Origin of the sequence: Pseudorhodoplanes sinuspersici (genome assembly GCF_002119765.1) — a bacterium.
Lineage (GTDB): Bacteria > Pseudomonadota > Alphaproteobacteria > Rhizobiales > Xanthobacteraceae > Pseudorhodoplanes > Pseudorhodoplanes sinuspersici.
The window spans coordinates 4,450,626-4,471,435 of the sequence record NZ_CP021112.1 but is presented as its reverse complement, the minus strand read 5'-3'; the positions used below and the strand labels follow the sequence as shown (position 1 = coordinate 4,471,435).

At 60.1% G+C, this 20,810-nt stretch carries 24 protein-coding genes and 1 tRNA gene; 7 read left to right on the top strand and 18 right to left on the bottom strand.

Features of this window, described 5'->3' with window-relative positions:
• Window positions 1–39 precede the first annotated feature (39 nt).
• The 7 genes from CAK95_RS21780 to CAK95_RS21750 form a co-directional block, all read right to left on the bottom strand.
• Window positions 40–732 (bottom strand): ribonuclease activity regulator RraA, encoded by a 693-nt coding sequence (locus CAK95_RS21780; RefSeq protein WP_086089825.1) that lies wholly within the window; start codon window positions 730–732, stop codon window positions 40–42.
• Window positions 733–747: 15 nt separating this feature from the next.
• Window positions 748–1,326 carry a VUT family protein gene (locus CAK95_RS21775; protein ID WP_086089824.1) on the bottom strand — a complete coding sequence of 193 codons (579 nt, stop codon included), beginning with the start codon at window positions 1,324–1,326 and terminating at the stop codon, window positions 748–750.
• The gene (gene queC / locus CAK95_RS21770; protein ID WP_183044167.1) at window positions 1,311–2,036 is read right to left on the bottom strand and encodes a 7-cyano-7-deazaguanine synthase QueC; all 726 of its coding nucleotides are present in this window, start codon (window positions 2,034–2,036) and stop codon (window positions 1,311–1,313) included. Before queC ends, CAK95_RS21775 begins: the two co-directional genes overlap by 16 nt.
• A complete protein-coding gene (locus tag CAK95_RS21765; RefSeq protein ID WP_086089823.1) occupies window positions 2,027–2,845 on the bottom strand; it encodes an aldo/keto reductase in 819 nt (272 codons plus the stop codon). The genes queC and CAK95_RS21765 overlap by 10 nt, the downstream gene beginning before the upstream one ends.
• A gap of 7 nt (window positions 2,846–2,852) precedes the next feature.
• On the bottom strand, window positions 2,853–3,674 hold the full coding sequence (locus tag CAK95_RS21760; RefSeq protein ID WP_086091571.1) for an aldo/keto reductase: 822 nt from the start codon (window positions 3,672–3,674) through the stop codon (window positions 2,853–2,855).
• Between the two features lie 101 nt (window positions 3,675–3,775).
• Window positions 3,776–4,123: a helix-turn-helix domain-containing protein gene (locus CAK95_RS21755; protein WP_086089822.1), complete on the bottom strand. Its 348-nt coding sequence runs from the start codon at window positions 4,121–4,123 to the stop codon at window positions 3,776–3,778.
• An 81-nt stretch (window positions 4,124–4,204) separates the two neighbouring features.
• Window positions 4,205–5,362 carry a patatin-like phospholipase family protein gene (locus tag CAK95_RS21750; RefSeq protein ID WP_245303487.1) on the bottom strand — a complete coding sequence of 386 codons (1,158 nt, stop codon included), beginning with the start codon at window positions 5,360–5,362 and terminating at the stop codon, window positions 4,205–4,207.
• 180 nt (window positions 5,363–5,542) lie between these two features.
• Between CAK95_RS21750 and CAK95_RS21745 the strand changes: the two genes are divergently transcribed.
• Window positions 5,543–6,361, top strand: a complete 819-nt coding sequence (locus CAK95_RS21745) for a 3-hydroxybutyrate dehydrogenase (RefSeq protein WP_086091570.1) — start codon at window positions 5,543–5,545, stop codon at window positions 6,359–6,361.
• Between the two features lie 126 nt (window positions 6,362–6,487).
• The gene (locus CAK95_RS21740) at window positions 6,488–7,237 is read left to right on the top strand and encodes an acetoacetate decarboxylase (RefSeq protein WP_086089820.1); all 750 of its coding nucleotides are present in this window, start codon (window positions 6,488–6,490) and stop codon (window positions 7,235–7,237) included.
• 94 nt (window positions 7,238–7,331) lie between these two features.
• Here CAK95_RS21740 and CAK95_RS21735 read toward each other — a convergent pair whose 3' ends face one another.
• The 5 genes from CAK95_RS21735 to CAK95_RS21715 form a co-directional block, all read right to left on the bottom strand.
• Window positions 7,332–8,504, bottom strand: a complete 1,173-nt coding sequence (locus CAK95_RS21735) for an isovaleryl-CoA dehydrogenase (protein ID WP_086089819.1) — start codon at window positions 8,502–8,504, stop codon at window positions 7,332–7,334.
• Between the two features lie 18 nt (window positions 8,505–8,522).
• A complete protein-coding gene (locus CAK95_RS21730; RefSeq protein ID WP_086089818.1) occupies window positions 8,523–8,990 on the bottom strand; it encodes a PaaI family thioesterase in 468 nt (155 codons plus the stop codon).
• Window positions 8,991–9,002: 12 nt separating this feature from the next.
• Window positions 9,003–10,412: a magnesium transporter gene (mgtE, locus tag CAK95_RS21725; RefSeq protein WP_086089817.1), complete on the bottom strand. Its 1,410-nt coding sequence runs from the start codon at window positions 10,410–10,412 to the stop codon at window positions 9,003–9,005.
• A gap of 165 nt (window positions 10,413–10,577) precedes the next feature.
• Window positions 10,578–10,662 (bottom strand) — tRNA-Leu (locus CAK95_RS21720).
• 128 nt (window positions 10,663–10,790) lie between these two features.
• A complete protein-coding gene (locus CAK95_RS21715) occupies window positions 10,791–11,033 on the bottom strand; it encodes a FliM/FliN family flagellar motor switch protein (protein ID WP_086089816.1) in 243 nt (80 codons plus the stop codon).
• 84 nt (window positions 11,034–11,117) lie between these two features.
• Here CAK95_RS21715 and lipB point away from each other — a divergent pair, with 84 nt between their 5' ends.
• Window positions 11,118–11,861 carry a lipoyl(octanoyl) transferase LipB gene (gene lipB / locus CAK95_RS21710; RefSeq protein WP_086089815.1) on the top strand — a complete coding sequence of 248 codons (744 nt, stop codon included), beginning with the start codon at window positions 11,118–11,120 and terminating at the stop codon, window positions 11,859–11,861.
• Window positions 11,862–11,863: 2 nt separating this feature from the next.
• On the opposite strand, the gene CAK95_RS21705 is transcribed toward lipB, so the two are convergent.
• Genes CAK95_RS21705 through CAK95_RS21685 form a run of 5 tightly spaced genes read right to left on the bottom strand, consistent with a single transcriptional unit; the run spans window position 11,864 to window position 16,563 of the window.
• Window positions 11,864–12,163: an acylphosphatase gene (locus CAK95_RS21705; RefSeq protein ID WP_086089814.1), complete on the bottom strand. Its 300-nt coding sequence runs from the start codon at window positions 12,161–12,163 to the stop codon at window positions 11,864–11,866.
• Window positions 12,160–12,624 carry a gamma-glutamylcyclotransferase family protein gene (locus tag CAK95_RS21700; protein WP_086091569.1) on the bottom strand — a complete coding sequence of 155 codons (465 nt, stop codon included), beginning with the start codon at window positions 12,622–12,624 and terminating at the stop codon, window positions 12,160–12,162. Before CAK95_RS21700 ends, CAK95_RS21705 begins: the two co-directional genes overlap by 4 nt.
• Complete coding sequence (locus CAK95_RS21695; protein WP_086089813.1) at window positions 12,624–13,148, bottom strand: DUF805 domain-containing protein; 525 nt, start codon at window positions 13,146–13,148, stop codon at window positions 12,624–12,626. Before CAK95_RS21695 ends, CAK95_RS21700 begins: the two co-directional genes overlap by 1 nt.
• A 53-nt stretch (window positions 13,149–13,201) precedes the next feature.
• Window positions 13,202–15,208, bottom strand: a complete 2,007-nt coding sequence (locus tag CAK95_RS21690) for an acetyl-CoA carboxylase biotin carboxylase subunit (protein ID WP_086089812.1) — start codon at window positions 15,206–15,208, stop codon at window positions 13,202–13,204.
• Window positions 15,209–15,267: 59 nt separating this feature from the next.
• Entirely contained in the window at window positions 15,268–16,563 is a 1,296-nt protein-coding gene (locus CAK95_RS21685; RefSeq protein ID WP_086089811.1) for an MgtC/SapB family protein, read from the bottom strand.
• A 245-nt stretch (window positions 16,564–16,808) separates the two neighbouring features.
• On the opposite strand from CAK95_RS21685, the gene CAK95_RS21680 reads away from it, so the two are divergent.
• From CAK95_RS21680 to CAK95_RS21670, 3 genes are all read left to right on the top strand, one after another.
• Window positions 16,809–17,468, top strand: a complete 660-nt coding sequence (locus CAK95_RS21680; RefSeq protein WP_086089810.1) for a peroxiredoxin — start codon at window positions 16,809–16,811, stop codon at window positions 17,466–17,468.
• A gap of 74 nt (window positions 17,469–17,542) precedes the next feature.
• Window positions 17,543–18,178 (top strand): alpha/beta hydrolase, encoded by a 636-nt coding sequence (locus CAK95_RS21675; protein ID WP_120265354.1) that lies wholly within the window; start codon window positions 17,543–17,545, stop codon window positions 18,176–18,178.
• A 16-nt stretch (window positions 18,179–18,194) separates the two neighbouring features.
• On the top strand, window positions 18,195–18,593 hold the full coding sequence (locus CAK95_RS21670; RefSeq protein ID WP_086089809.1) for a PaaI family thioesterase: 399 nt from the start codon (window positions 18,195–18,197) through the stop codon (window positions 18,591–18,593).
• 10 nt (window positions 18,594–18,603) lie between these two features.
• On the opposite strand, the gene CAK95_RS21665 is transcribed toward CAK95_RS21670, so the two are convergent.
• The gene (locus tag CAK95_RS21665) at window positions 18,604–19,482 is read right to left on the bottom strand and encodes a DMT family transporter (protein ID WP_086089808.1); all 879 of its coding nucleotides are present in this window, start codon (window positions 19,480–19,482) and stop codon (window positions 18,604–18,606) included.
• Window positions 19,483–19,617: 135 nt separating this feature from the next.
• On the opposite strand from CAK95_RS21665, the gene CAK95_RS21660 reads away from it, so the two are divergent.
• Window positions 19,618–20,745 carry an S-(hydroxymethyl)glutathione dehydrogenase/class III alcohol dehydrogenase gene (locus CAK95_RS21660; protein WP_086091567.1) on the top strand — a complete coding sequence of 376 codons (1,128 nt, stop codon included), beginning with the start codon at window positions 19,618–19,620 and terminating at the stop codon, window positions 20,743–20,745.
• Window positions 20,746–20,810 lie beyond the last annotated feature (65 nt).

The window sequence follows — 20,810 nt, the reverse complement described above, 5'->3', positions numbered from 1 at the left end:
GCAAGCCCTCGTTTGGTCGTGATCGAAGCGCGATCGGCGCTATTTTCTCTTCCGTTCTGCTTCGTAGCGCTTCCGCGTTTCGTCATTCATCGGATAGAGGCCGGGCAGTTTCACACCCTTCTCCACTTCCTTAACGACCCATTCCTCGTATTCTTCGTGTTCAAGGCCTTCCTTGGCAATGGCTTCGACCAGCGCCTGAGGAATGACCACCGCACCATCGTCATCCGCAACGATGATATCGCCGGGAAAAATCGCGCAGCCGCCGCAAGCGATCGGTTCGTTCCAGCCGACGAAGGTCAGTCCGTTGACCGAGGCCGGCGCTGCGATGCCCGAACACCAGAGCGGCAGAGCGGTTTTGAGGATGCCGGTCTTGTCGCGCATGACGCCATCGGTCACCAGCGCCTGCACGCCACGCTTCACCATGCGCATACACAGGATATCACCGAAGATGCCGGCATTCTTCACGCCCATCGCATCGGCGATGGCGACACAGCCTTCCGGCATGTCCTCGATGGCGGCACGGGTCGAGATCGGCTTGCCCCAGCTTTCCGGTGTCGCAAGATCTTCACGGACAGGCACGAAGCGCAGCGTGAAGGCCGGACCAACGACGCGTTTGCCGCCGGGCGTCAGCGGCATCGGTCCGGTCATCCAGCTATGCCGGATGCCTCGCTTGAGCAACAAGGTGGTGATCGTGCCGGTGGTGATATGCCGAAGGTCTTCGAGGGCGCTCATCTTTTTCCTGTCGCGTTACGCCGGGCCAAGTCCGATTTCCCGATCGCGGCGTCGCAAATACATGATCAGCGGGACCGACAACAGCACCATCCAGCCTTTGCCGACGACTTGCCCCGCCAGGAATTCCAGCGAACCGAAGGCAAGCCACAGAAACACGATGGAATCGACGATCAGCCCAACCACACTCGATGCGATCACGGCAGTCACGAAGCGACGCTCCTGCAGCGGTGTATAGACAGCGAGATCGGAAAATTCCGACAGCAGATAGGCCGCCGCCGATGCGGTCACGAGCGCGAGCGGCGCCACAAGCCCCGAAATGGCAGCGCCGATCAGGATCGCAGCGACAGCCGCGAGGAAACCAAGCCGCCGCTGCACCAGGTCGCGCAGCACCAAGGCTGCGCCGACCATCAACACACCCGACGGCGCCATCAGGCCGGGAGCGACCGGAATGAGACAGGGGCCATTGCGGGTGCAGACGGTGCCGACATGCTGAATCAGCCAATTGGCCGCCGGGATGGTCAAACAAAACAAGGCAAAAAACAGCGCACCTTCCACCCAGCGTCGCGTCTCGTTATTTGTTAGCTCTTTCTGCATTCGTCGTTCCATTTCGCAAACCCGGCCGCCCGCAACTGGCAGGCCGGACATTCGCCGCAGCCATAGCCCCAATCATGGCGCTGCGAGCGGTCGCCGAGATAGCAGCTATGCGTATCCTCGACGACCAATTCCAACAGCGCCTGCCCGCCGATCTCATAGGCGAGAGCGAATGTGGCGGCCTTGTCGATCCACATGAGAGGCGTATGCACCACAAAACGGCGGTCCATGCCAAGGGTCAAAGCCACCTGCATCGCCTTGACGGTGTCATCCCGGCAATCCGGGTAGCCTGAATAATCGGTCTCGCACATCCCGGCGACGAGGTTTTTGGCCCCGCGCCGATACGCCAAAGCCCCGGCGAAGGTGAGGAACATGAGGTTGCGGCCGGGAACAAAGGTGGTCGGCAAACCGCTATCGGCCATATCGATGGCGACATCGCGGGTCAGCGCCGTTTCGGAGATTTCGCCGAGGACTGACAGGTCGATCACGTGATCGTCGCGGAGCCGCCCCCCCCATTCCGGCTTGAGGCTGCGCATTTTCTCGCGGATGACCGGACGGACCGCCAGCTCAACCGCATGGCGTTGGCCATAGTCGAAGCCGATGGTTTCGACTTCCGCAAACCGCTCAAGCGCCCAGGCCAGACAAACGGTCGAATCCTGCCCGCCCGAAAACAGAACGATCGCCCGTTCCGATGCCGCCACACTCAATCCCATTGCGGCGACCACGACCAGTCGACGATGCGTCCGTCCGGATGCGCGAGCGCTGCGATCTCGACCATCTCGGCATCGGTCAGTTCGAAATCGAAAATAGCGATGTTTTCCGCAAGGCGTTCGACCCGGCTGGTACGTGGAATGGCACCGATGCCCTGCTGAATGAGATAACGAAGCGAGACTTGTGCCGGCGTCTTGCCATGCACCTTGCCAATGCGGGACATCACGGCGTCGTCGATGGTATGGCCTCGCGCGATCGGCGAATAGGCGACCACGGCCATATCATGAGCCCGGCAAGCGGCGATGACCTTGGACTGATCGAGATAGGGATGACACTCGATCTGATTGCAGACCAGCCGTTCGTCCGAAAGCTTCGCCGCTTCCTCGATCAATGCCACGGTATAATTCGATACACCGATATTTCTAACCAGCCCCTCGCGCTTGACCCGGACCAATGCATCGATTGTTTCACTTAGCGGGATACCCTTGTTGGGCCAGTGCAAGAGCAGCAGATCGATCTCGCCGAGCCGCAAGTACCCAATGGATTCCTTCACCGAGCGCTCAAGCAAACCCGGAGCAAGATGATCGGGCGCTACCTTGGTGACAACGAAGACTTCGCTTCGCTTGATGCCTGAGGCGCGGATGCCGTCACCGACGTCGCGCTCATTGCCATACATCTGCGCCGTGTCAAAATGCCGATACCCGAGCCGAACCGCCTGCTCGACCAGCCGCGCGCATTCACGTCCCCTCAGCTCCCAGGTACCGAGGCCGAGGATCGGAATATGCGCGCCCTTGGTATCGAGAAACAGCATGGTCCTTTCAGATATCCCATTTCGGCGCTTGAGGTGGGTTGATCAGGCGCCCATTCGGCTCGGCGAGCGTTCCGATCTCGGTCATTTCCGCTTCCGATAGTTTGAAATCGAATATGTCGATATTGAGCTTCATCTTTTCCGGAGTGGCCGTTCGCGGAATAGCACTGAGACCCTGCTGGACCAACCAACGTAACGCGATCTGGGCTTCGGTTTTGTTGTAGGCCGTGGCGATGCGGTCGAGCGCGGCATGGCCGGGAATACGCCCGCGGCCGAGCGGACAATAGGCGGTTACTGAAATGCCGCGCCGCTCGCAATCCGCGAGAATGGTATTTTGGTCCAGAAACGGATGGACTTCGATCTGGTTGTTGATCAGTGGCTCGTCGGCCAGTCTCTCGGCTTCGTCGAGCAAAGCGATCGTGAAATTGGCAACGCCAATATTCTTGGCCTGCCCGGTGCGCTTCGCCTTACATAGATTAGGAATATAGGCTGCCGGCGGAATGGCCGGATTGGGCCAGTGGATCAGCAGAAGATCGACATAGGGCACGCCAAGCCGCTTCAAGCTTGCGTCGACCGCAGCTTCGAAATCATCGGGCGCCAGATCGCCATGCCGGACCTTGGTGGTGAGAAAAATCTCGTCCCGCGGAATGCCGGACGTGCGGATACCCTCACCCACTTCAGCTTCGTTGGCATAGAAGGTGGCTGTATCGACATGTCGATATCCCATTTTCAAGGCCGCGCTGACAGCCTCGATGCAGACATCGTCCTTCAGGGTCATCGTGCCAAGCCCAATGGAGGGAATTTTTGTACCTTTGGCCTCGACGACGGGAATCATTCAATCCTCACAGTTGGGGGAAATCCAGGACGGTATTGGGCACGAGAATGCCGCGCGGGCGGACGCCTGCCAAGCCATGCGGCGGGTAAATCGGGCTGCTAGTGTTTTTTCGACAGAACCGAAAAGGCGACGTCCGGCGCGCCCTCGATCATGCGGAGTAATGCGCGGGCCGGACCACGGGGCGAGCGCTTGCCCTGCTCCCAGTTACGCACCGTCTCGACCGGTACGCCGATCCGGGCTGCAAACTCGGCCTGGGTCATGCGCGCGGCGGAGCGGATTGCCCGAGCATAAACGGCATCGCGACCGGCCGATGCTGGGGCAGCGGGCGCCGCGAATTGCGGAAAATGAGTTGTTTCGGAAACAACGCGTTCGCTGCCATCGGCGAGGATCTCGACAATCCGGCCGTCGGCTTTCAGACGCAATCGCAAATCGGGTTTGTGATTCATGCGCCCAATCATCCGCGCAATCGTTCAATGAACCCTTAACATGACGGCTCGGTCAACGACCGAGCCGTGCGCTTTTTTATCTCATCCACGTTCTTCGCGATGCACGTCATGCACGACGATGCCTTCGCCTTCCGGCGGAATCTCGAGCCAGTCGTGCCGGCGCAACGTGCGCTTGGTATCTTCGTAACCGCTCTGCCAGTGCTCACGCATCGATGTGCCGGAGAATTCGTAATCCTTGGCGTGACTCTCATAGGCCTTCTGCTGATAGATCAGATGCAGGATGGCAATCTCCGGCAGATCCCTCAATTCTTCCTTGAGCTTGCGCTCGTCATCCGAAAGCTGATCTTCCGGCACCTTGCTCAGCACCTGATGGAGTTTGGTCTTCAGATTATACATCCGGCGGAACACGTCGGTCGTGTAGCGCGTGCGCGAGGAATACATGATGTCCTTTTGCCGGGCCATGACGTCCTGGATGTCACGGGGCAGTGTCCCCCGCGCGCTGAACAGATCGACCTGAAACACAAGTGTGTTGAGGTCGTCGTCCTGGTCCAGCAGATGCTGCAGCGGCGTATTGGAGACGATGCCGCCGTCCCAGAAATAATCGGTCCCGATCTTGGTCATCGGCAAGGCCGGCGGAAGCGCCCCGCTGGCCATGATATGCTCTGGTTCGATGTCCTCCTTGGCATTGTCGAAATAGAGGAAATTGCCGTTCAGCACATTCACCGCGCCGACCGAAAAGCGAACCTGCTGCTCATTGATGAGGTTGAAGTCGACCAGTTCGAGCAAGGTCTCGCGCAAAGGCGCGTTGTCGTAGTAGCTCGTCGCATCCTCCGCCCCCGCAACACTGAGCCACGGGCCGGATTTACGCGGCGTGAAGAAGCCGGGCTGCCCCTGCATCATGGTCATCCATGAGCTTTGGGTATTGCGCATGCGTCGGAACACGTCGCCATCCGGCGTGTAATTCCAGATCTTTCGCTCGGTGATCCGCTCCCAGAACTGACGCAGGCGTTCAAGCCGGCGGCGCGGCGGATTGCCGGCAATGATAGCCGAGTTGATTGCGCCGATCGACACCCCGGATACCCATTCCGGCTCGAGCCCGACTTCGTGCAAAGCCTGATAGACACCGGCCTGATAGGCTCCGAGTGCGCCGCCGCCCTGAAGCACCAAGGCAATCCGATCGCAGCGCTCAGGCCGCGTCACACCGGACGGACGGCGCGTGTTTGTGACTCTGGCATCCACCTGACTGTCTCCTTCATGGCCGCCGAAATGTGACGATGGAGACGTGACGCCGGGATGACACTTTGCCGAAACACTCGGCATTAAAATGGTGTGTGGTTTACGGCTTACGGTGGCCTGCTTCACATCGCTGTCACAGCACGGGCGCAAGGCTTGGGACAGCAAACGCGCAAGGATCACTCCATGCATGAACCCCTCAGCCTGACCGAAAGCGCTCGTTTCCTTGCCGGCAAGACCGCGATCGTGACTGGATCAACCAGCGGCATCGGACTTGGCATCGCCACCGCCTTCGCGCGGGCCGGCGCCGATATCGTCCTCAATGGCATGGGCGATCCGAAAGACATTGCCGATGAGCGCGACAATCTCGCACGCAACCATAATGTCGATGTCATCTACAGCAACGCCGATATCAGCAAGCCAGACCAGATTGCACAGATGATCACCCTCGCCGAAGAGGAATTCGGCGGCGTTGATATCCTGGTCAACAATGCCGGCATTCAGCATGTCGCGCCCGTTGAGGAATTCCCCGTCGAGAAATGGGATGCGATCATCGCCATCAATCTGAGCGGCGCATTCCATACCTCGCGCCTCGTCGTGCCCGGCATGAAAAAGAAGGGCTGGGGCCGCATCATCAACATCGCCTCTGCACATGCGCTCGTGGCCTCGCCCTACAAGTCGGCCTACGTGGCCGCCAAGCACGGCATCGCCGGCTTCACCAAGACCATCGCGCTGGAATTGGCCGAGCACAACATCACCGCCAACGCCATCTGCCCGGGCTATGTGATGACGCCGCTGGTAAAAAAGCAGATCCCGGATACAGCAAAGGCGCGCGGGATTTCCGAAGAAGCCGTCGTTCGTGACGTGCTGCTGGCAGCGCAATCGACCAAGCGCTTTGTCGAAGTCGACGAACTCGCCGCGCTGGCTGTGTTCCTGTGCTCTGATGGCGCACGCTCAATCACTGGCGCGATCATGCCGGTCGATGGCGGCTGGACCGCACACTAGAGCATGATGCCGAAACGTGCGAAGCGGCTTTCGGACAACATCATGCTCCAACGTATTAGAATCGGTCACGCCATGATTTTGGATCGCTTCGATCCAAAATCATCGTGATCTGACGCAGCAACAACAATGCGCAAGCAGCAGATCCTCGACCTGCCGTCGATGCCCGCGGCCGGCCCTAGCTACCCGGCCGGCCCGTACCGTTTCGTCAACCGAGAGTACATGATCATCACCTACGAGACCGACCCGGAGGTGATCCGCGAGCAATTGCCGGAGCCGCTGGAACCAGTCGCGCAGCCGCTCGTGCATTACGAATGGATCAAGATGCCGGATTCATCCGGCTTCGGCAGCTATACGGAATCCGGTATTGTCATTCCGTGTAAATTTGGCGATGACGAGGTCAACTTCGTCTCGCAGATGTATCTCGACGATGATCCACCGATTGCAGCCGGCCGCGAGATCTGGGGCTTCCCGAAAAAATACGCGCATCCCAAGCTTGAAATTGTCAAGGACACGCTGACCGGTACCCTCGCCTATTCCAACCAGCTCGTCGCTATGGGCACCATGGGCTACAAGCACGAGAAGATGGCTGGCAACGGCGAGCGCACGACGGCGACACTGTCCAAGACCGCCGTCAATCTCAAAATCGTTCCGGGCGTCGACGGCGAACCGCAGATTTGTCAGCTCGTCGCCTATAACCTCACCGACATCACCGTGAAGGGCTCATGGCTCGGACCGGGCCGGCTGCACTTGATCCCGCATGTAAATGCACCGGTTGCCGACCTGCCGGTTCGCAAGGTTGTCGGCGCGCATCATTTCGTTGCGGATCTGACGCTGCCCTATGGCCGCGTGCTGCATGATTATTTGAAAGACGCGTGAACTAATCTCCGCTCACTCCCGCGAATGCGGGAATCCAGCGCATAAAGTTTTGGTTCCCCGTTTTCGGCGGGGGACGAGCGGCAAAGGGATGCCATCACTTCGTCTTCTCGAAAATCTCCCGGCCGATCAGCATGCGGCGGATTTCGCTCGTTCCCGCGCCGATCTCGTACAGCTTGGCATCGCGGAGCAGGCGTCCGGCGGGAAACTCGTTGATATAGCCGTTGCCGCCGAGGCATTGGATCGCGTCGAGCGCCATCTGTGTCGACTTCTCTGACGCAAACAGGATCGCTCCCGCGGCATCCTCGCGCGTGGTGCGGCCCTCGTCGCACGCCTTGGCGACGGCATACACATAAGCCTTGGCCGCATTCATGTTCACATACATATCGGCGAGCTTGGCCTGCATGAGCTGGAAACGGCCGATCGATTGACCAAACTGCTTGCGATCGTGGACATAGGGCACGACAAGATCAAGACAGGCCTGCATCAGTCCGAGAGGACCGGCTGCCAGCACCACACGCTCATAGTCGAGACCGGACATCAATACATTGACGCCGTTGCCGACGGCGCCCAGCACATTCTCTTCCGGCACTTCGCAATCCTGCAAAACGATCTCGCCGGTGTCGGATCCGCGCATGCCAAGCTTGTCGAGCTTCTGCGCGGTCGAAAATCCCTTGAACGATTTCTCGACGATAAAAGCCGTCATGCCGCGCGCGCCGGCGGTCGCATCCGTCTTGGCGTAAATGACGAGGGTTTCAGCGATGGGACCGTTGGTGATCCACATCTTCGAGCCGTTGAGGATGTAGCGGCTGCCTTTCTTGTCGGCACGGGTGCGCATCGATACCACGTCGGAGCCTGAGTTCGGCTCGGACATCGCCAGCGCACCGACATGTTCGCCGGAGATCAGCTTGGGCAGATAGCGCTTCTTCTGGTCGTTGCTGCCGTTGCGGCGGATCTGGTTGACGCAGAGGTTGGAATGGGCGCCATAAGACAGGCCGATCGAGCCGGAGGCACGCGAAATTTCCTCCATCGCAACGCAATGATCCAGATAGCCGAGGCCCGATCCACCCCACTTTTCCTCGACGGTGATGCCGAGCAAACCGAGCGCGCCCATTTGCGGCCAGAGCTCGCGCGGAAAGGTATTGCTGCGGTCGATCTCGTCGGCGCGCGGCGCGATCTTGTCCTGCGCGAAAGAAGATACCGAGTGCCGCAGCATGTCAGCCTCTTCGCCGAGGCCGAAATCAAAGCCGGACCAGGCATTCGGGATCATCACATTCCTCCTGCGGACTTACCCGTGCAACTCTTGCGGTGCATCGGGTGTATTTTCCATGCAGATCATGGTTGCCAGCATCCGGGCAATCAACTTCGATCCGCCCTGGCCGTACGCATTCACATCCACTTCCACAATGGTGAGTGTCCGCCCTGGCCGCAAGACGCGAGCGCAGGCAACGAAGCGCTCACCCAGCGCCGGCGACATGAGGTTAATTTTGAGTTCGACGGTCAGCGGAGCCGAATTCGGCGGCATTAGCGAATAAGCCGCAAAGCCGGCCGCGGTATCGGCCAGCGCTGTGGTCACGCCGCCGTGCAAAAAGCCGCGTTGCTGGCAGAGGTCGGGCCGCGCTTTCAGCGCGACATCGCAAAAACCGGGCGACAAGGACGTGATCTCACCACCGACCAAGGTCATGAATGGCTGGCGGGCAAAGCTGTCGCGCACGCAGGTTTCCCAGTCCGCATTGCGTGGCTTGAAAATAGTCATCGGCAAAGATCCTCAACGCAGTCCAAACCAGAGTGTTGCAATCCCCAGAAACGAGAAAAAGCCGACGACGTCCGTAATGGTCGTCACGAAAGGTCCCGACGATACCGCCGGATCGACGCCAAGTTTGGTCAGCGCCAATGGAATGACAAAACCACCGAGCGCCGCGGCCGTCAAAACGCAGACCATCGCCAGCGCAATGACAAGGCCAAGATCAGCAACATTGAACCACACCACAGCGATGACACCCATGATGACCGCGAAGGCGATGCCGTTCAAAAGCCCGACCAGCAATTCGCGCCGCGCAAAACGGGCCGCGTTGGCATCGCTCAAATCGCGCGTCGCCAGCGACCGCACGGCGACGGTCATGGTCTGCGTCCCGGCATTGCCGCCCATCGAGGCCACGATCGGCATCAGCACGGCGAGCGACACCATTTTCTCGATCGAATGTTCGAACTGCTTGATCACCCAGGCGGACATCAGCGCCGTCAGCAAATTGGCAAACAGCCATGTGAATCGGCCTTTGGCGGTGACCCAGACTGGATCGGAGAGCTCTTCTTCCGGACCGACGCCGCCGAGGGCCATGATATCCTCTTCCGCCTCCTGTTCGATCACGTCGACGATGTCGTCGAAGGTCAGGACACCCACGAGGCGGTCATTTTCATCGACAACCGGCGCTGCGACGAGGTTATAGCGCTCGAACATGCGCGCCACCTCCTCCTGATCGTCGGTCGCCTTCACACGGCGGCGATCCTCGTCCATGAGATCGAGGACCGACTCCGGACGTTTTGTCCGCAGCAATCGGTCGAGAGCGACAGCGCCGCGCAGCTTCTGGTCAGGATCGACGACATAGAGTTCGTAGAAGCGGTCGGGCAGATCGGCAGTCTCGCGCATGTAGTCGATCGCCTGCCCGACATTCCATGACGGCGGCACGGCGATGAATTCGGTCTGCATCCGCCGGCCGGCAGATTCCTCCGGATACAGCAGGCTACGCTCAAGGACGATGCGCTCCGTCGCAGGCAATTGTTGCAGGATTTCGACTTGGTCCTGCCGGTCGAGATCCTCGAGAATGTAGACTGCATCGTCCGAGTCGAGTTCGCGGACACCTTCGGCGACGGTTTCGGGCGGCAGTTCCTCAAGGATTTCCTCGCGGACGGCGTCATCGACTTCCGTAAGGGCGGAGAAATCGAAGTCCTTGCCCATCAGCTCGATGAGCTGCGGTCGCAAATCGGGTTCGAGCGCTTCGATCAGGTCGCCGGTATCGGCCTCGTGCAGGGCGCCGACCAGTCTACGCAGGACGGCGCTGTCATGATGGGTCACGGCGTCGCGGACCCGTTCGAGAAAGTCGTGACGAATCGCGCCATCCTCGTCGCGGAACTCGTCCTCGGATGCCCTCGTCTCGCTCTGGTCGTTTGGCTCGAGCATGGAAGCGGAAGGCCCTGATCGGTGCTGGTGACGTGTCGCGGCTTGTACGCGCTGGTATGGCGGCCCGCAAACAAACGCGCAATGTTCGTGTGGACACGAGCATTGCGCGTTCGTTCGACGCTTCAATCCCGATCAGGGTCTTGCGCGATCAGGTTTTGGAAAATTTGGTGCGGCCGAGAGGACTCGAACCTCCACGGTGTTACCCGCTGCCACCTCAAGGCAGTGCGTCTACCAATTCCGCCACGGCCGCGTTTGGGTAAGCGCCGGTATTCCGGCGTGAGGTCGGCAGCATGTAACAAAAGGAATCCGGACGGACAAGAGCGCAATCCGAAGAGCCGCCCCGTCTGCCGAATAAACCTCCAGAAAATTTTGCCGCTGCTAGCGGATATCAGGCGATTTCGGCAAAAGGCGCTGAACCTCGACCGCGATCCGGTTGCCGTGGACGGCAACAGTGCCTTCCGCGACCGGCATATTATTGGCAAGGATCTTCACGTTATCCTCCTCGCTGGCGTCCAGCTCGATGATCGCGCCTCGGCCGAGCCGCAGGACCTGATGGACCGGCATCACGCAGGTACCGAGAACAACCGAAATATCGAGAGAGACCTTGTCGAGTGTGGGCACGTGGTTATGTCCTTGCGGCCTGTCGGCACCCGGATTCGGGTACCGGAGTGATGTGCAGGCAGGTCACCATGCTATGGTTAATCGGTGGTTAATTCCCGAAATCAGCTCTCTCTGGGCTTTCCTGCCCGTCCCGGCAGTCCTGCCCCCGAATGGCGGGTGGACAGCGGCTTGACGCCCTATGACGTGGCGCTGGCCGGCATGGAGGCTCGCGTCGCCGACGTGGCGGCTGGCCAGGCGCCGGAGCTGATCTGGCTGGTGGAACACCCTCCGCTCTATACCGCGGGCACCAGCGCCGGTGAGACCGAATTGCTGGAGGCCCGTTTCCCCGTCTACCAGGCCGGCCGTGGCGGTCAGATGACCTATCACGGGCCTGGCCAACGTGTGGTCTATCTAATGCTGGACCTGAAGCGCCGCCGGCCGGATGTCCGGGCTTTCGTCGCGACGCTGGAAGAATGGATCATCCGGGCGCTGGCCCATTTCAACGTGCAGGGCGAGCGGCGTGACGATCGCGTCGGCGTCTGGGTGCGGCGGCCGGTCAAGGGCGACGGTTATGAGGACAAGATCGCAGCGATAGGCATCCGGCTGAAAAGCTGGGTATCGCTGCACGGGATTGCCGTCAATGTGGAGCCCGACCTGTCGCATTTTGCCGGCATCGTCCCCTGCGGGGTGCGCGAGCAGAAATTCGGCGTGACCAGCCTTGTCGACCTCGGCTTGCCGGTCACGATGGGCGATCTCGATATGGCGCTGAAGGTTGAGTTTGAAGGATTGTTCGGGTCATCCGAATTGGCTGTTCCCGCGGAGGCGGAAGCTCGCAGGGGGACAGACTGAAATCAGGCTGTCGGCAGAACCGCGAACGCCCTGTCGCCGCGCAATTCGAACTCTTCCGCCGTTCCGTCACGCTCCTGAATTGCCTGAACGGCTGAATTCGAGGGCCCTTTACGGCAAGCCGCGATCATGCCGGACACCGCTTGCGGCGTGCCGGCAAACACAGCCTCCACACTCCCATCTTGTCTGTTGCGCACCCAGCCTTCGATGCCCCGGTCCCGCGCGACGTGGCGTGTCCAGTCGCGATATCCGACACCTTGCACACGGCCGCGAATGACAACCTGGCGAATGACGCGCTCACTCATCCGATCGCTCCTGTGTCCGGCGCGGACGCACCACGCCAACCACCAGGCGACCAGCGCGCCAAACCTTCAATATAATCAGAAGGCAGATTCCATTCGCGTGCTGCCTCGACAACGAGCTCGATATATCCAGGACGAGGACGCCCCTCGCCCATGTCGTTTCCGAGATAGATCAAGGCCGCCATCGTTTTTGCACCCTGAATGACGGGAAGCATCGCCTGACGATAAAGACCGCCGGCCACATTTTCATAGGCGTTGAGTGCGGCCAAATCGCGCGGCGTGATCCGCCACAGCACGCCATGAACCGTTTCGCCCGGTGCGGGCACCACCGAAGCGTAGCCATTCGTCATAACGACAAAGCGATGGTGACGCAAAATGGCGAGACCAGCCTCAGCCGCGCCTGGACATCTTTGTCGCATCGGCACACGGCTCATGTTCGAGCCATAAGCGAAATGCAACAGCATCATTCAGTCGTATGAAGTTCGGACGGCTGCAGCGCCGCCCAGACCGACCACCAGATCGTCAGCAAGGGTGGAGCAACGATCATTAGCGCCAGCAACGCGATGTGCAGATCCTGCGCACTGGTTGCGGGGCCGGTCACAAGATTGAAGAAGAACACAAAGGGATAGAGCAGCAGTCCGATCGATGCCGGCAACCATGATCCGACGGCGTTTGCGCTCGTATCACTGACCTGCAGGACCAGCATTACCGCCAGGAAAATGACGGCGGTGAATGAGATCAGCGCCACCGCAGTCACACCGAGAATACTGCGCTCGGCGTTGTGGAGACGCTTGACGATCAGCGCGAACCACCACCAGACAATGACAATCTGCACGATCAGGAACGGCAGGATGCCGAGTTGCGTCAGCACAGCGGGCGCGGTCAACAGATGCGACAAGACCGCGCCAATCAGCAGGGCCAGCATGGAGCGCACATAGGGCCCCTGTTCCAATTCGCCCGACGGAGAAAACGATTCGAGAATGCTCATCGGATCAGGATCGCATGCGACCACGCAGACGCCAACGCCACTGTTTCTGAGACTCAGGCAAATTCCATGATCACGGCATCCACAGCAAGACTATCCCCTTTCTTGGCGTGGATCTTTTTCACCGTCCCGTCGCGCTCGGCGCGCAGGACGTTTTCCATCTTCATGGCTTCAACGACTGCCAGCGTCTCTCCGACCTTCACCTCCTGCCCTTCAGCCACGGCAATAGAGACAACAAGCCCCGGCATCGGACAGAGCAAAAACTTGCCGGTATCGGCGGCCTTCTTGATCGGCATGAGACGGGCGTAAGCCGCCTCGCTTTCCGTGAACACATAGGCCCGCGCCTGCACGCCACGAAGGCTGAGGTCGAAACCGTTCGGGATCGGATTGACCTGCACCGTGACCGGCTTGCCATCGACGCGACCGATCCATACCGGATCGCCCGGCCGCCAGTCCGACTCGATCCGATGCGTGTGGGTGGCGCCGTTACGGAATGCAACCTCGATGGTACCGTTGGCGCGTGTGACGTCGAGTTTGTATTCGTCGTCGTTGAGCCACACTGCGCGCTGCCGCTCGCGCGTGACGAGGCGATGCGGCATCTGGCCGGAAATCTGCCGCTTGCGCTCGCCCAGCACGTGATCAATCGCCGTTGCGACGGCCGCCAGCACATGCGCCGTCTCGCCTTCGGGCGCGACACCATGAAAGCCGTCCGGGAATTCTTCGGAGATAAAGCCGGTCGAGAGCTTGCCCGATCGCCAGCGCGGATGCGCCATCAGCGCCGACAGGAACGGAATATTGTGCCGAATACCGCCGACATAGAATGCGTCGAGCGCATCGGATTGCGCGTCGATGGCCTGCTCGCGTGTCGGCGCATGCGTGACGAGCTTGGCGATCATCGGATCGTAGTAGAGCGAGATTTCGCCGCCTTCATACACGCCGGTGTCATTGCGCACCGTAACGCCGTTAATCTGCGACTCAACGGGGGGCCGGTAGCGGACGAGACGACCGGTCGATGGCAGGAAACCACGATAAGGGTCTTCCGCATAGACGCGGCTTTCCACAGCCCAGCCGACCAGCTTCACATCAGATTGCTTGATCGCCAGTTCCTCGCCGGCCGCGACGCGGATCATCTGCTCGACAAGGTCAATACCGGTGACAAGTTCGGTCACCGGATGCTCGACCTGCAGGCGCGTATTCATCTCCAGAAAATAAAATGAGCGATCCTGCCCGGCGACGAATTCGACCGTACCGGCGCTGTCGTAGCCGACGGCCTTTGCCAGCGCGACCGCCTGCTCGCCCATGGTCTTGCGTGTCGCCTCGTCGAGCAGTGGCGATGGCGCTTCCTCGATCACCTTCTGGTTGCGACGCTGGATCGAACATTCGCGCTCGCCGAGAGAGATGACATTGCCATGCTTGTCGCCCAGCACCTGGATTTCGATGTGGCGCGGATCGACGATGAATTTCTCCACAAACACGCGGTCGTCGCCGAAGGACGATTTCGCCTCCGAGCGCGCACGGGCAAACCCTTCGGCCACTTCGGCGTGCGAATAGGCAATGCGCATCCCCTTGCCGCCTCCACCGGCTGACGCCTTGATCATCACCGGATAGCCGATCTCGTCGGCAATTTTTGCGGCCTGTTCGGCATCGGCGATTTCACCGAGGTAGCCAGGAACGGTCGAGACCTTGGCTGCGGCCGCCGCCTTCTTGGACTCTATCTTGTCGCCCATGGCAGCGATGGCCTTGGCATTCGGCCCGATGAAGACGATGCCGGCCGCCTCAAGCGCCCTGGGAAAGGCCTCCCGTTCAGACAGGAAGCCGTAGCCGGGGTGCACGGCCTCGGCGCCGGTCGCCCGGCATGCCGCCACGATTTTATCGATCAGGAGGTAGCTTTCGGCCGCCGGCGGAGGTCCGATGTGAATGGCTTCATCCGCCATCTCAACATGCAAGGCATCACGGTCGGCATCCGAATAAACGGCCACCGTCTCGATGCCCATGCGGCGGGCGGTCTTGATAATCCGGCAGGCGATTTCGCCGCGATTGGCGATCAGAATTCGCTTGAACATACGGCGATAGCCCCTACTCGCCTAACTTTTCGGCGCTGCAGCAGAAATGTCAATTCGGATTACGCCGACAGCATCAGAGCCGCCAGCCAAAAGGCGACCGCTCCGCCGGCAAAACAGAGGAAGGCCATCGCGGCGATCTCGATGGCGAAGGCGCCGCGGCCGACCGCGGCACCAATGGCAATCTTGCTAAGGTTATTGCTGACCACGGCAGCGAGAATGGCAACCGCCGCGTTTTGAAGAGACAAGGGCTGCGGCGTCAGGTTTGCCATTGACACAGTCACAGCATCGACGTCGGCGAGGCCTAACGCCAGCGCGCCGATGATGGCGCCCGCAGCACCAAGGCTCTCCCCGAGCACACGTCCGGCCAGAACGATCGCGGCCAGTAACACCGCAAATCCGATCACCGACCAGAAGCCGAACGGATTACGGAACTTCACCGTCTGGTCCTCGTCCTTTTCTCCTTTCCGCCAGTAAGTCGTGATCAAGGCATAGGCCGTCGCGATGATGACAGCCACGACGAGCGGCGGCGCAATCAGCCGCAAAAGGTCCGGCTTCAGGACAGCCACGATCGCGATCACGCGGGCGAATGACACGGCGGTTGCCAGCGCAACGCCGGCTGCCAGCAAACGCGGTGTTCCCTCGCCGGCGGCGGCGCGCTTCGCATTCGATGCGGCGACGGCCGTCGAGGAAACGAGGCCGCCCGCGGCGGCAGCCAGCAACGTGCCATGCCGGGCACCCAGCACTTTAACCGCAACATAGCCGGCGAACGACACCCCCGCGAGGATGATGGCAATCAGCCATATCTCACGCGGCTTGACACCGCCGAACGGACCGATCGGGTCGTTCGGTATAATCGGCAAGGCGATGAACGTCATCGCCAGCAGGATCAGCGCACTTCGGATTTCGTTCTCGTTGATCTTCGTCAGCCATTCATGCAGCGGCGCACGCAGGGCCAGAATGCAAACGGTCGCGACGGCCGCAGCGGCGGCGGCGCGCATATCGCCGATCATCGCATAAGCGGCCAACGCAAAAGTGAGCATGCCGGCGATTGCCGTGGTCGCCGAATAGCTTTTGTCGGCAAGATTTTCGTCGCGGCACATGATTGTGAAGGGGACGGCAAAGGCGATGAAGCCGAGCCCCAGAATGACACCGCCCGCAAGACTGAGCGGTGCCCCTGTGGCGTCCGCAATCATACCGATGGTGCCGCCAAGCAGGCCTATGATTGTAAAAGTGCGAACCCCGGCCGTCCGGCTGCCCTCCGCATGATCACGCGTACGCCAGCCCCGCTCGATGCCGATCAGGAGACCGATGCCAAGCGCTACGGCAAAATGGGACAGGAGACTCTCAATATCCATGCTGGCTCAAGCTACCGGAAGTCGCCATGATCCGGCTTGGAAAAAATTGTTGCGATGCCATTTGCAATTCAAGAAAAAGTCACTCTGCATCGGCCTCAAACTGGGACATTACCGTCTTATATTTGTTCCCATTCCCCTTTATATAGTGTCGCCAACACCGACCGGCGTCTGCTCTTTTGCCATTAGTTTAATTTTGCCTCGCTCGGAAGAGCGCGATCGCTGAAAGAGCCTTCAGGAGGATTATCATGACACTTCAGATCAACGACACAGCGCCCGACTTCGAGGCCGAAACAACGCAGGGAAAAATCCGCTTCCATGACTGGCTGGGCGATTCATGGGGCGTGCTGTTCTCGCACCCCAAGGATTTCACACCGGTCTGCACGACCGAACTCGGCTATATGGCGCGCATCAAACCAGAATTCGACAAACGCGGCGTGAAGATCATCGGCCTATCCGTCGACCCCGTCGACCGCCATGCCGACTGGTCGAAGGACATCGAGGAAACACAAGGTTTTGCCCCGAACTATCCGATGATCGCCGATTCCGACTTCAACGTGTCGAAGGCCTACGGCATGCTGCCGGCCGCCGTATCCGGCGACCCGACGAAGCGTACACCCGCGGACAATCAGACTGTCCGTAATGTCTTCGTCATCGGACCGGACAAGAAGATCAAGCTGGTCTTGGTCTATCCGATGACAACCGGCCGCAACTTCGATGAAGTGCTGCGCGTGATCGATTCGCTGCAGCTCACAGCCAAGCACAAAGTGGCGACGCCTGCACAATGGAAGCAAGGCGAAGACGTGATCATTGCCGGCTCTGTGACAGACGAGGACGCCAAGAAGACCTATCCTCAGGGCTGGAAGGCGCCGAAGCCGTATATCCGCATCGTCCCACAGCCGAAGTAGTCTGTGCCGGGGCGCGGGCTTGATCTGCGTCCCGGCACTTGCATGCCACACCCCAACGGCATGTATGATGGGCCGTGACACAGGCACCCGATCTTGGATTCGTTCATCGATACATTCCGGCGGCAGATCCGTCGCGGCCACCACTTCTGTTGTTGCATGGCACAGGCGCCGACGAGAACGACCTGATTCCGCTTGGCGAAATGCTGGCTCCAGGCGCCGCAATTCTGTCTCCGCGCGGGAGAGTGTCTGAAGAAGGTCTCAACCGCTTCTTCCGCCGTCACGAAGAAGGCGTCTGGGACCTTCCCGATTTCGAAACACGCACGAATGAGCTGGCGGGGTTTCTGGCGCGGGCGCGGGCTGTCTATCACCTGGCTCCGCCCGTCGTGCTCGGCTTTTCCAACGGCGCCAATATCGGTTGGTCGTTAATGCGGCGCGATCCGGATCAGCTTGCCGGCGCATTGTTGATGAGGGCGATGCTGCCATTCGATCCGCGGCCCCTCCCCGACCTGACCGGTTTTCCGGTGTTGCTCCTGTCCGGTAAGGACGACCCGCTCGTGCCCTCTGATCAACCATCCTACTTTGCTGCATTGCTCGGTGAAGCCGGTGCCGACGTGACGCTGGAAATGGTTCCGGCTGGACACACTCTGACGCAGCAGGATCTCATCTTCGCGTTCAACTGGCTTGAGCGATATTTTCCCGCTCAGGCGTAATCTATATTGGAAGCTCATGCGTCAGGATCAGCCGCCGCCCTTCGCCTCCACGCTGGGCATCAAGGTCATCCACTATTCTCCCGAACGCGTCGAAGCCGAACTGCACGTGCGGCCGGAGCTCGGCAATCGCAACGGCAACATGCATGGCGGCGCGGTGATGGCGCTGGCCGACGACCTTGGCGGCGCGGCGACGATCATCAATCTTCCTGAAAACACGACGACGGCGACGATCGAAAGCAAGACCAATTTCTTTGCCGCCATCAATATCGGCGACACCGTCAGGGCGGAATGCACGCCACTTCATCGCGGACGCACCACGATGGTCTGGCAGACAAAGATTTCCCGAGGCGATGGAAAGCTCGCGGCGATCGTTACGCAGACGCAGCTCGTGATCCCGGGCAAGTTTGGGACGTGAAGGCCGACATTTACGCCTTGCGGTAATTGACGATGAAGACAGCCGCGGCACACAGCACAATACCGCTGATAGACAGCGCATCCAGCCGTTCGTTGAACAAGAGCCAGGCCAGGACCGCCGTGGTTGCCGGCACCAGATAGAACAGGCTCGCGACCCGGGTTGCGGGGATGCGCTTGATCAGCCAGTACATCAGCGCGATTGTTAAAATCGACATCACGACGACCAGCCAGAACATCGCGAAGATGAACTCGCCGCTCCAGATGACGTGACCCGTCTCGAATATCCATGCGGCGGCACCGAACAGGATCGTGCAGGCACCAAACTGGATCAAATTACCGCTGCGCCAATCAATCGGCCCGCAGAAATGCTTCTGATAGAGCGTCCCAAGTGTGATTCCGATCAACGACATGAATGACGCAATCCAGCCAAGTATCGAGCCTGAGCCGATGATGGTGAGATCGTGCAGCACCAGCAGCACGCCAATGAGACCCATAGCAAGGCCAAACCATTGCAACGGTGTCACCCGCTCACCCAGAAAGCGGCTGGCGATCGTGGATGTCAGGATGGGTTGAAGCCCCGGAATCAAAGCCGCAATTCCGGCGGGCACGCCCTGGCCGATGGCAACGAAGACGCCGCCGAGATAAAGACCGTGGACCAGAAGTCCCGCGGCCGCACTATGCGCCGCCTCGAGACCCACCGGCCAGCGCGGCCGAACCACCGCAACGATCAATGCAAGAATGGCGACGACGAAAGCCATTCGCAGCGTCAGGAAGGTCATCGGCTCCGCGTAAGGCATACCGAATTTTGCGCCGATAAACCCCGTGCTCCACAGGAACACGAAAGTGAGCGGCGCTGCGCGGATGGCGAGGTCGGAAAAAGACGGCTTCACAAAGGCAGTTCCCAGCAGCGGACGTCTTTAGCGGACGCTCGCCGCAATGTCATTGCGCTAGGCGTTGCAATCGGTGCATGACAGGCAAGAATGGAATGGCCGCGATCAATTCGCGGCGCTGGAATGGAGATTGCCATGGATGTGCGCGCGGCGGTGGCGACAGCGGCGGGCAAGCCGCTGGAAATTATGACGGTCCAGCTCGAAGGCCCAAAGGCCGGCGAAGTCATGGTCGAAATCAAGGCGACCGGCATCTGCCATACCGACGAATTCACGCTATCCGGCGCCGATCCGGAAGGCCTTTTTCCTGCCATTCTGGGGCATGAAGGTGCCGGCGTCGTCGTGGACGTCGGTCCCGGCGTGACCAGCGTGAAGAAAGGCGATCACGTCATTCCGCTTTACACACCCGAATGCCGGCAATGCCCGTCGTGTCTCTCGCGCAAGACTAATCTCTGCACTGCGATCCGTTCGACGCAGGGTCAAGGCCTGATGCCGGACGGCACCTCGCGTTTCTCGCTCAATGGCAAGCCGTTGCATCACTATATGGGCTGTTCGACCTTTGCGAACTTCACCGTGCTGCCGGAAATCGCCGTCGCGAAGGTGCGCGAGGACGCGCCCTTCGACAAGATCTGCTATATCGGCTGCGGCGTCACCACCGGCATCGGCGCAGTGTTCAACACGGCCAAGGTCGAGATCGGTTCGAAGACGATCGTGTTCGGCCTCGGCGGCATCGGGCTCAACGTGATCCAGGGATTAAGACTTGCAGGCGCCGACATGATCATCGGCGTCGACCTCAACAACGATCGCAAGGCCTGGGGCGAGCGCTTCGGTATGACGCATTTCGTCAATCCGAAAGAAATTGGCAAGGACCTCGTCCCCTATCTCGTCGATATGACCAAAACGCCGGCCGACCAGATCGGCGGCGCCGACTACACATTCGACTGTACCGGCAACGTCACGGTCATGCGTCAGGCACTGGAAGCCTGTCATCGCGGCTGGGGCGTCTCGGTGATCATCGGCGTCGCGCCGGCGGGTGCGGAGATTTCGACCCGGCCATTCCAGCTTGTCACCGGCCGCGTGTGGAAAGGCTCGGCTTTTGGCGGCGCGAGAGGCCGCACCGATGTGCCGAAGATCGTCGACTGGTACATGGACAAGAAGATCGAGATCGACCCGATGATCACGCATCTCCTGCCCCTGGAGGACATCAACAAGGGCTTTGACCTGATGCATGAAGGCAAGAGCATCCGGAGCGTCGTGGTCTATTGAGGGCTTAACGTTGGGGGGCGCCAGCCCTGTCGTTGAACACCCAATCCCGGCAACGGATGTTTAAC